The following is a 12,366-nucleotide window of genomic DNA, read 5'->3' as shown; positions in this document are numbered from 1 at the left end:
GACCTCGACCTTCTGCTCGCTGCGCTCGACCCGTCGCCACGCGGCTATGACGAGCGTACGGCCGAGTTCCCGGCCCCCGTTCCCGCGGACCCCGGTCCCGACTCCGGCACCGCCCGCCGCCGGCTCGTCCATGCCTCGGGCGCCCGCACCCCTGAAGTCCCCATGGCCGACACCCGCACGCCCGAGCCGCACCCCCGCGAGCTCGCCCCCGCCGACCGCCCGGCCGACCCCGGCCCGGTCATGCTGCCGCCCGCCCCGCCGGCCGTGGACAACAGCGCCCGCCCGCGGCTGCCCCGGCGGCGCAAGCAGACCCATCTCGTCCCGGAGCTGCGCGGCGACCCGATCCTGCCGTCCGCCGCACGCCGTACGGGACCGGAGCCCGAGCACGACCCCGGCCTGATGGCCGCCTTCCGGCGGGGATTCAGCCTTGCCGACGACTGCTACGCCCGCGACACCGGCGAGCACGCCGTCCCCCCGGCCCCGGGCGACGCCACCGGCAGCCCGGCCGGCAACGACCTTCGCTACGACCGTGACCACGACGCCCCGATGGCCCGCCCCCGAGGAGACGACCGCAATCATGGTGAGTGATGTGCATGCGCAGACGCACTCGCAACTGCCGGGAAGTCAGCACACCGACCTGTCCTGGCTGCTGACCGGGCTCGTACAACGGGTGCCGCACGCCCGAAGCGCGCTCCTGCTGACCTCGGACGGCCTGGTCAAGGCCGCCCACGGCTTCGACCCGGACAGTGCCGACCACATGGCCGCCCTGTCCTCCGGCCTCTACTCCCTCGCCCGCAGCGCGGGGGTGCGCTTCGGGGACGGGGACGACGTCCTGCAGGTCGTCGTCGAGCTGGAGTCGACCTTTCTGTTCGTCTCCACCGCCGGTTCGGGCGCCTGTCTGGCCGTCCTCGCCGGCCGTGAAGCCGATGTGGCGGTGCTGGGCTACGAGATGTCGATGCTGGTCAAGAGCGTCCGCCCGTACCTGTCCACGCCCGCCCGCCAACAGGCCCCCGCGGGTGGTCGATGACCATGGCCGTGCGTCGCCGGCGGCGGCAGGGCGGGGAACCGTGGTACGACGACGCCGCGGGCCGGCTGGTCCGCCCGTACACCATCAGCAACGGCCGGACCCGTCCGACGGCGCACTTCGACCTGCTGACGATGGTGATGGCCACCGGCCGTCGGCCCGTCTCCTGCCAGGGCCCCGACTACGCCCAGGTGCTGGGCCTGTGCGGCGGCCCGGTCTCCGTGGCCGAGATCGCCGCCCACATACGGCTGCCCGCCGTGGTCACCAAGGTGCTCCTCGCCGACCTCGTCGACTGCGGGGCACTCACCGCGCGGGCTCCCGCAGCCGTTTCGGCAGGGCCCGCGTCCCGTACCGACCGTGCCCTGCTGGAGGCGGTGTTGAATGGACTTCGCAAACGACTGTGACCCCCCTGTCCTGGGGGATCCCGCCACCGATGGCTTCCCCACCGCGCTCAAGATCCTGGTCGCGGGCGGCTTCGGCGTCGGCAAGACGACCTTCGTCGGAGCGGTGAGCGAGATCGAGCCGCTCAGTACGGAAGAGCTCCTCACCCAGATCAGCGTCGGCACGGACGATCTGGCGGGCGTCGAGAACAAGAGCACCACCACCGTCGCCATGGACTTCGGCCGGATCACCCTCAGCCCGGAGCATCTGCTCTACCTCTTCGGGACGCCGGGGCAGCAGCGCTTCTGGTTCATGTGGGACGAGCTGTCCAACGGCGCGCTCGGCGCGGTGATCCTCGCCGACACCCGGCGGCTGGACCAGTGCTTCGGCGCCGTCGACTTCTTCGAACGGCGCGGGATCCGCTTCATCGTCGCCGTCAACGAGTTCGACGGCTCCTACCACTACGCACCGGACGAGGTCCGCAGCGCCATAGATCTCTCCCCGGACATCCCCGTCGTGCTCTGCGACGCCCGACAAAGCAGCTCGGCGACCCGCGTCCTGGTAGCGCTCGTCCAGCATCTGCTCACCCCCGCCCTCGCCGCGACCCCGGAGCTGCCATGAAGCCCCCCGCCTCCCGCGTCCCGTACGTCTCCTACGACCCGACGCGGCATCTGCTGCTCACCCCGCAGGACGACGAGGCCCCCGCCCGGGTGGCCCGGCTGCGCGCCCTGGGGATCGGCGAATCCCCGCTGCCCGCGTTCGACGAGTTCGCCCGCAAGCTCGCCCGGACCACCCGGGCGCCGTACTCGATGGTCAACTTCATCGACGAGCGACGGCAGTACTTCGCCGGGCTCTACACGCCCGACCAGGACCGGGCCGTCGAGCTGGGGCCGGCGCCCGCCAGTGCCCAGCCGGGCCGGGTGATGGACCGGGACCACGGCTACTGCCCGCATGTCATCGTCCGCCGCAAGGCCCTGGTGCTGGAGGACGTCTGTGACTATCCGAGGTTCGCCGGCAACCCCGTCGTCGACGAGATCGGCATCCGCTCCTACCTCGGGGCGCCGCTGATCGACCGTACGGGGATGGCGCTGGGCACCGTCTGCGTCGTGGACCTCGAACCGCGCCCCTGGGGGCGGGAGGGGCTGGAGACCATCAAGTCGATGGCGGCCGAACTCGTCGAGCAGATCCACAGCATGGAGAAGCAGCACAGCGACGCGCCCTGACGCGACCGGTCCCGGCCCCGGAGCCCGGCGTACGGCCCATGGCCGGACGGCCGGCCCGGGGCCGCCGCATGGGCGGCCTCCGGGCCGGTGGCCGCGGCTCGGGGACGCGGCCGGCCGCTCACTTCAGTCCGGTGCACCACGGGCGCCGGCGCGACCCTACGGTGCGCTGGCCCGGCACCGTGGCCGCGGCGTCCTCACCCGGCACCGGGGCCGGGGTGGGGGCGGCGGCGTCGTCCTCCGGCCATTCCGAGGGCTCCAGCTTCAGCAGATCCGCCAGGCGGCTGGACCACTCGCCCTGCGCCTGGCCCAGGGCCAGCTCACCCAGGCGCAGCAGCTGGATGTCGGAGGTGCCGGCCGGCGCGAAGATGTGATGGGCGTCCCGCAGAAAGCGCTCGATCGGCCGGTCGGTGAACAGCCCGCACGCGGCATGGATGTCCATCGCGTCGCGCGCCGACTCCAGTGCCGACTCCACATTGACCAGCTTGGCGTTCATCAACTCCGCGTCGCAGGGCTGCCCTTGGTCCAGCAGATGCACCGCGTGGTAGGCCGAGAGACGGGCCAGCAGCAGCCGCGACTGGATCCGCCCGAGCTTGAGCTTGATGGTGCTCAGGTCGGCCAGGGCTTTGCCGTAGCGCTGTCGCTGGGCGCAGAACGCCGTCGTCTCGTCCAGCACCGCCTGATGGATCCCCAGGGACACGGCGGTCAGATTCGGGCGTCCGTAGAGCACGCTGGAGGAGTAGGCGACCGACAGTCCGTCGCCCTCCCGGCCCAGCAGATTCGCGGCCGGGACCCGGCAGTTGTCGAAGAACAGCTCACCGAAGCTGAAGCCGTGCAGCCCCATCGCGGGCTGCTGCTCCCCGACCCGGAAGCCGGGGCTGTCGGACTCGACGAGAAAGGCCGACAGGCCCCTGGAGCCCTCGCCGGTGCGGACGACCACGCCGTGCAGATCGCCGACGTGGCTGTTGCCGACGTAGCTCTTCCGGCCGTTGAGGAGGTAGTCGTCGCCGTCGCGGACCGCGGTGGAGGCCATGCCCAGCACATGGCTGCCGGACTGCGGTTCGGTGACGGCAATGGTCGGCAGGCAGTCGCCGGAGGCTATCGCGGGCAGCCAGGTCTTCTTCTGCTCCTCGCTGCCGAAGTGGACGATCTTCGCCACGCCCAGCTGCGACGCCTGCACCATGGCGCCCATCGCCGCGCTCACCCGGGAGAGCTCCTCGATGATGAGGGTCTTGGCGACGTGCCCGGCTCCCATTCCGCCGTAGGCGCGGTGCACGGTGGCGCCTATCCACCCCTGACGGGCGATCAGACGAGAGAGATCACGGCAAACGGAACGGTTCTCCTCCATCTCCGCAATCCGTGGGCGGACCTCCCTTTCGGCGAAGTCCCGCACCCGGTTGCGGAGTGCCTCATGTCTCTGGTCCGTGAAATAGCCATGCAAGACGAGCCCCTCCTCCGCGATCTTCTCCGTGCTGGCCGCACCCCGCCTCGGGACGGCACCGGCGGCGCCGTCTGCAGTGAACGTTCCGGAACGTGAGCTGTCGCTTACCCCGTGCAATACCCGTTGGCATACCTATCCCCGGACGCACGAAACATCAACTGGTGGCATTGGGACGAAGAGTTGAAGCGCGAAGAAGATGCGCACCACCCCTTGTTCGACGGGGTTCGTGGCGCGGTTCCGGGGGCTCGGGAACCGCGCCACCCCCCGCCTCCCCGGCCTCTCGCGGTGCGGTGGCCGTGGCTCAGTGCGGGACGTCGCAGCAGGACTCACGGCGCTGCTGCCGCCCCACCTCCAGCCAGTCGGCGCCGCCCGCCCGCAGCGACCGGTCGGCGGGCGCCGGGAAGGAGTCGATCAGCTCCCGCTGCTCGACGAGCCGTCCGCCGCGCAGCACCGCCGAGGTCCGCACCAGCGAGTCGAAGTCCTCGAACGGATCGCCGTCCACCACCGTCATGTCGCCGAGCTTGCCGACCTCCAGCGTCCCCAGGTCCCGCTCCGCGCCGAACACCCGGGCGGGCAGGGCGGTCGCGGTGCGCAGCGTCCGGCTCACGCCGAGACCGCCGCGGTGCAGCGCCCGCAGGCACAGATGCAGGCCCAGCCCGACCGGCACCAGCGGCTGGTCGGTCCCCAGCGCGACCAGCCCGCCGCCGTCCAGCACCCTTCGGTAGAGGGAGACCTCGGTCCCGATGTCGGCCAGCTGGGCGGGGGTGGGGCGGTGTCCGGCGTTCTCCCGTACGACCGCGGTGTCCCAGGGCGGCATCAGCCTCGTCACCCGCGCGTCGTCGGCCAGCGCCGGATCGTCACCGAGCAGGGCGCCCGCCGAGAACGGCGTGGCCAGCAGGTGGAAGTCGGTGCCGGTGTAGACCTCCTCGACGTCCTGGTAGGCGTGCCCGGAGCCGGACACGGCATGTCCGAACTCCAGCCGCTGGGTGGCCTGGAGATGGGTCGTCAGGTCCTGTCCGAGCTGGACGCCCGGGGTGAGCAAATGGCTTCCGCAGCGGACGTGGAGCCGCTCATGTGCGAAGCGCGCGGCCTCCGCCATCACCCAGCCCGGCGCCCGGACGTACGTCTTGACGAAATCCCAGTCCAGTGCCGCGCCGCGCTCGAGCGAGCGGCGCAGCCCCTCGCGGGTGCGGTGTGCCCGGCCCATGCTGTAGGCGACCCGGCCGCCGTCCAGCAGCTCTCCGCAGGTCAGCAGCCGCGGCCCGGTGAGCGCACCGTCCGCCACGGCCTCCCTGATGCGGGCCTGTTCATAGGAGAAGCCGCCGCAGGAGACCGCGGTGGTGATGCCGTACGCGAGCTGCAGCGCGGTCTGCCGTCCGCCGTACGTCGTCTGCCACGGATGGGTGTGCGCATCCCACAGGCCGGGGAGCACGGTCTGCCCGGAGGCGTCCACCCGGCGGGCCGCCCCGGCCCGGCCCGGACGGTGTGGTTCCACGGCGGTGATCCGCCCGTCCCGCACCACCACATCGACATCGGGGTGCACCTCGTCCCCGGTGCCGTCCCAGAACCGGCCCGCGTGGACGACGGTGTCCCGGGCGCGCGCGGGGCGCCGGGTGAGGGACAGCGGAACGGTCCGCGCCGCACCGCCGGACACGCCGGTCAGCCGCAGTTTCCCGGCCGAGAGGTAGAGGAGCGTGCCGGAGTCGCCGGACCACGACGGATGGTCGGCGCTCTCGTCGGTCAGCCGCCGCGGCGCACCGTCCGGCGTCCCGTCCGGGCGCACCGGCAGCACCCACAGCGCGGACTCGGCGATCACCGCCATCCAGCGCCCGTCGGGCGACCACACGGGCCCGGAGTCATGGCGGTCGGCGATCGAGAGATGCTCGGCGACCGCATACCGCCGCTCCTTCCCGGTCTCGGCGTCGAGGACCCGGATGAGGTTGTAGCCCTCGCGGAATCGGCGGTTGAGGCGGTTGCGGTCGCAGTAGGCCAGATGGCGCCCGTCGGGGGACCAGCTGGGGCGGCCGGGCAGCCCGCCGGCGCCCAGCGGTGCGGCCAGCACCTTCTCCGTGCCGTCGGGCAGGGGCCGTACGACGAGGTTCCCCGACATGTCCAGCGCGGCCAGCCGCCCGCCGTCCGGCGACAGCGCGGGCAGCACCCGGCCGCCGGTGGCCAGCACCGTCTCCGTGCCCGAGGCGAGATCCCGGCGGCGCACCGCGAACAGCCCGTCTTGGTCGTCCGTGTAGAGCAGCGCCCGCCCGTCGCGGGACCAGCTCGGCGCCGAGACGTACCGGGTGGCATCGGCCCGGACCACCCGGCGCGGCGCACCGGAGCCCGAAGTGGGTGCGATCCACAGGGAGTTGAGCGCACCGAAGGCGACCCGGCGGCCGTCGGGGGAGAGGGCCGGCAGATGCACCCCGCGTACCGGGCCCCGCGCCGTCCGTTCGAAGCCGTAGTCCTTGACGCGGTAGCCGGGGCGCTCCAGCGGAAGCCGCGCGGTGAACGGGATGTGCTTGCTTCGCCGGGGAGCGTCGGCCCGGACGATCCGGAACTGCCCGCCGACCGTCAGCAGCAGCTCCTCGCGCGAGACCCAGCGCGGCGGCACCGGCTCCACGTCGCCGTCGACCGCGACCGCTACGCCGTCCACCACCAGGGTGCAGGTCGGCCCCGGGTAGTCCGTGGTCCGCAGATGAGCCATCCGCCCCGCCGGGGACAGGGCCGGCGCCAGCACCTGGGCGGCCGCGGTCTCGGTGTACTCGGTGCGCACCGCGCCCCGCCCGTCGGCCGGCACGGAGGCGACCGTACGGGACACCAGCGCCGCGCCCGCCACCCGCCCGCGTACGAACACCAGCCGCGAGCCGTCCGGGGACCAGCAGGGGTCGAAGTCCTCCCAGGCGCCGTCCTGATGGGGCCCGTCCTGGCCGGGCAGCCCGGTGACCCGGGTCAGCCGTCCGGTGCGTACCTCCAGCACCCATAACCGGTACGGGCTGCCGGCCACCGCGTCGCCGCCCCGTTCCGAAGCGAAGGCGAGCCGGGTCCCGTCGGGGGACCAGGCGGGGCCGCGGTCGTCCCACGGGCCGTCGGTCAGCTGCTGCAGGCCGGAGCCGTCGGTGCCGAGCGTCCACAGATGGAAGCTGCCGCCCCGGTAGGCGCAGACGGCGATCGTGCGGCCGTCGGGCGAGTGCACCGGACGAGTGGGCTCCAGATCGGGCGGGGTCAGCGCCACCGCTTCGCCGCCGGCCCGCGGCACCGACCACAGGACGTTCTGGACCTCGGCGATCAACCGGTCCCCGGCCGGGGCGAGGGAGGCCGCGCCATTGGTGGCGGCAGTGAAGGACAGCGCGGCGCCGGACGCTCCGGCGTCCTGCGCCGCCGCTCCGGGGGCGTGGACCCCGGCCAGTCCCGCCACCGCGGCGGCCGAGGCGGTGCCCTGCAGAAATCTGCGGCGGGACAGCGGCGAGGGGGGACGGGGGGAGTTCTCGGAAGGGTCTGCGGTGTCCAACGATCCTCCTGTGACAGGGAGTTGAGGCGCAGGGCCGGGAAACAGCCGGCCGATCGTGTCACGCACCGCCGCGGACGGGCCAACTCCGCCACGCGCGCCCCGTGGCGTCCCGTGGCCCGGCGCGGAAGAGTGGGCGCCGACGACTCGTCAGCCACCGCCCCGGCACTCAGGAGACGACGCCATGCAGGCCATGCAGCCAGATGTCCACCAGGCCCCGGACGGCGCCCGTATCGCCACCTACACCTGGCTCCCGGAATCCGGCCACCCGCGCGCCCTCGTCCAGATCGCCCACGGCGCCGCCGAACACGGCAGGCGCTATGACCGCTTCGCCCGCTTCCTGGCCGGCCATGGCTATGGCGTCATCGCCTCCGACCACCGGGGCCACGGCGCCACCGCCGCCTCCACCGGCGGCCGCGGCGTGGTCGGCGAGGACGCCTGGCGGGCGATCGTCGGCGACCTCAAGGGTATCGGCGACCACGCGGCCGCCGCCCACCCCGGTGTCCCGCTGGTGCTGCTCGGCCACAGCATGGGCTCGCTGCTGGCCCGCGACTACGCCCAGGAGTACGGCGCCGACCTCGCCGGACTGATCCTCACCGGCACCTTCCGGACCCTGCCCGGCCTGGACATCGAGGGCGCCGTCACCGCACTGGAGGCGGAGGCTGCCGAGCGCGGCCGCGGCGCGCTGTCGGCCTTCATCCCGCGCACCTTCCGCTCCTTCAACGACGCCTTCACCCACCGCACCGGCTACGAATGGCTCTCCCGCGACGCCGCCGAGGTGGACGCCTACGTCGCCGACGAGGACTGCGGCTTCCCGTTCTGCGCCGGGCTCGCCCTCGACTGGGTACGCGCCATCCGCAAGATCAACGACCCGGACAATCTGGCCCGCATCCCGCGCGGACTGCCCGTCCATGTCGCCGTCGGAGCCCTGGACCCCTGTCATCAGGGGATGACCCTGGTCCACGAACTCCTGGAGGACTTCCGCTATCTCGGCACCCGCGATCTGACCTGGCAGGCCTATCCGGACGCCCGCCACGAGATCCTCAACGAGACCAACCGCGACGAGGTCCAGGAGGATCTCCTGGCGTGGCTGGACAAGCGGATCTGAGGCACTGTAGCGCCGGGCGCGGGGGCCCGCCCGGCGGCCCCGCCGCCGCGCCGCAGCAACCTCAAGCGCGCTTCAGGCCAAGCGCCGGGCCACGGACCGGAGATCCGTGGCCCGGCGCGTCCGGGTCAGACCTTCCCCGGATGGAAGACGTCCTGCTCGATGAGGATCTTGTCGATCCGGGCCTTGTCCACCCGGTTCGTCACCTCCGCGACCTCCTGGCGGTCGCGTACGCACTTGGCCAGCGTGAACGCCGAGGACACCACAAAGATCAGCCCGAGGGCGAGGAATCCGCGCTCCCAGGGGCCCACCGGCAGCCTGGTGATCCCGATCATCAGCGCCGCCAGCGACAGCCCGAACGAGATCGCGGACTGCACGAAAAAGGCCGTGGTCGTCGGCCGCTGAATCGATGGAGTAGTCATGCGCGTAGCGTGGCGGCGCGGTGACAGCGGCGCATGAGTACAGATACTCATCTCGCCGACCCGGCAGGTGGGGCCGTGCGCCACGTAATGGCAGCACCCACCCTCTGACATGCGGTATTGTTCTCGTGCGCGGTCAGCCGGGACAACCCGGCCAGAACGGGCACCGGGACGTGGCGCAGCTTGGTAGCGCACTTGACTGGGGGTCAAGGGGTCGCAGGTTCAAATCCTGTCGTCCCGACTTTGCTTTTATGCAGGTCGGAGGCCGTTTCCGCGGGTAGCGGGAACGGCCTTTGTCGTTCTTGGACGGGGAGCGAACGGGGAGCCCTCCCACAACGCACCATGGTGGCGGGCAGTTGCGCGGCCAGGTGCTTCGTCAACTTCCCGAACCTGAACCCTCTCCGCCACGCCGGCCGGTGTTCGCCGAACGCGCCGACCGGAAACGGATGCCGATCGGCGCGTCGCGGACCGCGGGCGGCGGTGTCAGGCGAGGTGCCGGGAGAAGAACCTCAGCGCGCTGTCCAGCTCGAATGCCGGGATGTCCCCGTGCTTGCCGGGGTTGGCGTGCAGCGTCTTCTCGGCTGAGGCCAAGGCGTCGAACAGCGCCAGGCTCTGGTCGCGCGGCACCCGCTCATCGTCCCACTGCACCAGGAATTCCACCGGGACGGTGATCCGCGCGGCGTCCTCGGCCGTGGCCAAGGCCCCGCCCAGGCCCAGCACCGCCGCGCGGATCCGGGGTTCGGCGGCAACAAACGGAACGCCGAGGCCGCACCCCAGCGAGACCCCCCAGTAGCCCACCGGGCCGGCGCCCACATGTTCCAGCTGCTGGACCGCGTCCAGGACCGCCCGCCATTCCGGGACGGTTCGGCGGGCAACGAGCGCCTGGAAACCGGCGATCAGCGGAGCCAACTCTTCCCCGGCCTCCGCGCGAGCCTGGTTCTCGGTCGCGATCCGGTGGTACGTCTCTTCCTTCGGCCGGTCGCCATGGCCGGGCACGTCGACCGCCACCACAGCGAAACCGCACTCGGCCACGAAGCGGCGCGCACGGGCCAGGATGCCGGGGGCCTTCTTGTGCTGACCGCCGCCATGTCCCATCACGATGAGGGGACGAGTGCCCGTGGCACCTTCCGGCGTCCACAGCACGCCGGACATCTCGCCGAGGGTGAAGAGCTGTTCGCAGACGCCGTCGGACGACGTCTCAGAGGTGAAGCGCATAGCGTTTCAAGCCTTTCGGGATGCCTTCTGCGGGCACTCCCTAGGCCATGCGGGAGAGGGAGGCCCGACCTGTTGCAGCGTTGATCGGTCTCACCTCCTGAGTTCGCAGCAGCGCACGGCGGCGCCGAAAGTATCACGAAGGGCTTCAGCTGCGCCTGGGCAAGGACGTTGCCGGGGCCAACGTCGCCTGACGTGGCACCGGCAGGAGAGCCGCCCGATGGCCTTCGGCGACATCGGCTCAGCCGCAGCGCTGTGTCGTAGAGCCCAGTTGCCCACGGCAAGCGCCCTCGTCCACGACGGCCAGGAAATCTCTGCCGCCCAACTGAGCGCCTCTGCTGCCGAGTTCGCCACCGGGCCCGGCTGAGCACGGCCCCCGCCCGCTTCTGCTCGACCAGACGCTGGTGCCGGGCGAGCGGCCGCCCGGCGGCCGTTGCTCACGCTCTGTGTGACCACGCCGCCACTCAACTCCCGGTTAAGTCGGCCGGTCCCTACTGTCCGTAAGTGGACTGGTGCACCGCGTTCCTGGCATGACAGGATGAGAGGCGTAATTCCAGCGCCTTAACTGTTCGTTGGGCTCGATCGATGGGGGGACGGTGGGCATGAGCGTGGGGGGCGACGGCCGGTCCAAGGAGGCGGGCAGCGCGCTCGCGGAGCGGCTCAACCATCTCTTCGCGAACATGCATCCGCCGGGTGCCCCGTACACCAACGCCTTCGTCGCCGAGGAGATCAGCGGGGGAGCGGAGGAGTACGGCGGGGTCAAGGTGACCGAGCAGTATCTGTCGATGCTGCGCAACGGCCGGCGTACGAACCCGAGTCCGGAACTGCTGCGCGCGCTGGCCAAGTTCTTTGCGGTGCCGGTGGGTTATCTGCTGGGGGACCTCTCGCAGCCGCAGGCCGCGCGGGTGGAGGAGGAAGTGCGCTTCCTCGCCGCCATGCGGGACCAGCGGGTGCGCGCCATCGCGCTGCGCTCCGTGGGGCTGCCGCCGGAGGTGCAGGACAGCCTGACGACGATCATCTGCCAGTTCCGGGAGCAGATGAATCTGCCGGCCGATCCGCCGGAGCGGGGCGGTGACCGGCGCGGTGAGTGAATCGACACGGACCGCCGAGCGCGGCCAGATCTTCGCCACCTGGCAGCGGGCCGGACACGAGGACGGGACGAGCATGCGAGTGGGGCAGATGCGCAGGCGGTGCAAGCAGCTGATCAAGGAGCTGGCGCTGCCCGCCGCAATCGATCTGCGCGGGATGTGTGACGTCGTCGCCGCGCGTGTGGCGCGGCCCGTCCATCTCGTACCGATGAGCCTGGGCGGGGTGGTCTCCGGCATGACGGCCGTCACCGACGACGGCTACTGGGTCTTCTACGAGCTCAAGACCTCGCCGTGGCACCAGGCGCACATCGTGCTGCACGAACTGAGCCATCTCCTGCTGGGGCACGCCCAGGATCCCACGGTCACCGAGGACGCGCTGAAGCTGTGGACGCCGTCCGTCGATGTCGCCACCGCCATGCGGCGGATGGGCCTGACCATGGGATTCGCCCGGCACCACGGCTACGACAACCTCGCCGAGCGGGAGACCGAGGTGCTCGGCACGCTGCTGATGGGGCGGGTGGCGCCGTCCGCGGCCGAGCGGGAACTCCCCCTGGAGGGGCAGGCGGCCGAGCTGGCGGCGGCGCTCGGGCCCGCCCTCCAGCACATCCGGCGTCAGCAGGGGGCCCCGGCCGGCGGCGCGGCGTCCGGTGGCGCCGGTGCGGACGCGGACGGGGGCTCGCGTGTTTGATGTCATCTATCTGTCGTTCGGCCTGGCCGCCTGGCTGATCGTCGGGTACAAGTCCGTCGCCTGGTTCCGTGACCGCAGCAATGCGGACCTGGGGCTGGCCTGCGTGATGACCGGCGGGGTGGCGACGGTCTTCCTCTTCTCCGCGCCCAGCCTCTACCGCGCCTTCGACCGGCTGGCCGGTGTGGCGAACCTCGCGATGGTGTTCCTCTACTCCTCCGTCGTGGTGTTCGCCGCGGGTGCACTGGTGTTGCTGCTGCGCTGGACGGCGGGGGAGGGGGCGGCCGGGAGG

At 72.0% G+C, this 12,366-nt stretch carries 11 protein-coding genes, 1 tRNA gene and 2 pseudogenes; 10 read left to right on the top strand and 4 right to left on the bottom strand.

Features of this window, described 5'->3' with window-relative positions:
- The 5 genes and pseudogenes from EST54_RS34335 to EST54_RS30705 all read left to right on the top strand — a co-directional run.
- A pseudogene (locus EST54_RS34335) lies at positions 1 to 588 on the top strand (ATP-binding protein); the annotation flags it as partial.
- Positions 578 to 1,027, top strand: a complete 450-nt coding sequence (locus tag EST54_RS30720; RefSeq protein WP_129250975.1) for a roadblock/LC7 domain-containing protein — start codon at positions 578 to 580, stop codon at positions 1,025 to 1,027. The pseudogene EST54_RS34335 and the gene EST54_RS30720, both read left to right, overlap by 11 nt.
- 2 nt (positions 1,028 to 1,029) lie before the next feature.
- On the top strand, positions 1,030 to 1,428 hold the full coding sequence (locus tag EST54_RS30715; protein ID WP_129250974.1) for a DUF742 domain-containing protein: 399 nt from the start codon (positions 1,030 to 1,032) through the stop codon (positions 1,426 to 1,428).
- Entirely contained in the window at positions 1,406 to 2,026 is a 621-nt protein-coding gene (locus tag EST54_RS30710) for a GTP-binding protein (protein ID WP_129250973.1), read from the top strand. Before EST54_RS30715 ends, EST54_RS30710 begins: the two co-directional genes overlap by 23 nt.
- Complete coding sequence (locus EST54_RS30705) at positions 2,023 to 2,628, top strand: GAF domain-containing protein (protein ID WP_129250972.1); 606 nt, start codon at positions 2,023 to 2,025, stop codon at positions 2,626 to 2,628. The genes EST54_RS30710 and EST54_RS30705 overlap by 4 nt, the downstream gene beginning before the upstream one ends.
- 118 nt (positions 2,629 to 2,746) lie before the next feature.
- Here EST54_RS30705 and EST54_RS30700 read toward each other — a convergent pair whose 3' ends face one another.
- Positions 2,747 to 4,066 (bottom strand): acyl-CoA dehydrogenase family protein, encoded by a 1,320-nt coding sequence (locus EST54_RS30700; protein ID WP_129250971.1) that lies wholly within the window; start codon positions 4,064 to 4,066, stop codon positions 2,747 to 2,749.
- A gap of 301 nt (positions 4,067 to 4,367) precedes the next feature.
- The gene (locus tag EST54_RS30695; protein WP_129250970.1) at positions 4,368 to 7,568 is read right to left on the bottom strand and encodes an amidohydrolase family protein; all 3,201 of its coding nucleotides are present in this window, start codon (positions 7,566 to 7,568) and stop codon (positions 4,368 to 4,370) included.
- A gap of 181 nt (positions 7,569 to 7,749) precedes the next feature.
- On the opposite strand from EST54_RS30695, the gene EST54_RS30690 reads away from it, so the two are divergent.
- Positions 7,750 to 8,673, top strand: a complete 924-nt coding sequence (locus EST54_RS30690) for an alpha/beta fold hydrolase (protein ID WP_129250969.1) — start codon at positions 7,750 to 7,752, stop codon at positions 8,671 to 8,673.
- 125 nt (positions 8,674 to 8,798) lie between these two features.
- On the opposite strand, the gene EST54_RS30685 is transcribed toward EST54_RS30690, so the two are convergent.
- Positions 8,799 to 9,092, bottom strand: a complete 294-nt coding sequence (locus tag EST54_RS30685) for a YiaA/YiaB family inner membrane protein (RefSeq protein ID WP_173909715.1) — start codon at positions 9,090 to 9,092, stop codon at positions 8,799 to 8,801.
- A gap of 164 nt (positions 9,093 to 9,256) precedes the next feature.
- On the opposite strand from EST54_RS30685, the gene EST54_RS30680 reads away from it, so the two are divergent.
- A tRNA-Pro gene (locus tag EST54_RS30680) sits at positions 9,257 to 9,330 on the top strand.
- 242 nt (positions 9,331 to 9,572) lie between these two features.
- On the opposite strand, the gene EST54_RS30675 is transcribed toward EST54_RS30680, so the two are convergent.
- The gene (locus tag EST54_RS30675; RefSeq protein WP_129250968.1) at positions 9,573 to 10,304 is read right to left on the bottom strand and encodes a dienelactone hydrolase family protein; all 732 of its coding nucleotides are present in this window, start codon (positions 10,302 to 10,304) and stop codon (positions 9,573 to 9,575) included.
- Positions 10,305 to 10,903: 599 nt separating this feature from the next.
- Between EST54_RS30675 and EST54_RS30670 the strand changes: the two genes are divergently transcribed.
- From EST54_RS30670 to EST54_RS30660, 3 genes and pseudogenes are all read left to right on the top strand, one after another.
- A complete protein-coding gene (locus tag EST54_RS30670; RefSeq protein ID WP_129250967.1) occupies positions 10,904 to 11,392 on the top strand; it encodes a helix-turn-helix domain-containing protein in 489 nt (162 codons plus the stop codon).
- Positions 11,393 to 11,471: 79 nt separating this feature from the next.
- On the top strand, positions 11,472 to 12,077 hold the full coding sequence (locus EST54_RS30665; RefSeq protein ID WP_129250976.1) for a hypothetical protein: 606 nt from the start codon (positions 11,472 to 11,474) through the stop codon (positions 12,075 to 12,077).
- Positions 12,070 to 12,366, top strand: a pseudogene (locus EST54_RS30660) (MAB_1171c family putative transporter); the annotation flags it as partial. The gene EST54_RS30665 and the pseudogene EST54_RS30660, both read left to right, overlap by 8 nt.

It is taken from the genome of Streptomyces sioyaensis, from assembly GCF_004122735.1.
Classification (GTDB): domain Bacteria; phylum Actinomycetota; class Actinomycetes; order Streptomycetales; family Streptomycetaceae; genus Streptomyces; species Streptomyces sioyaensis.
The sequence above is the reverse complement of the archived record's forward strand: the minus strand, read 5'-3'. Positions and strand labels throughout refer to the sequence as shown.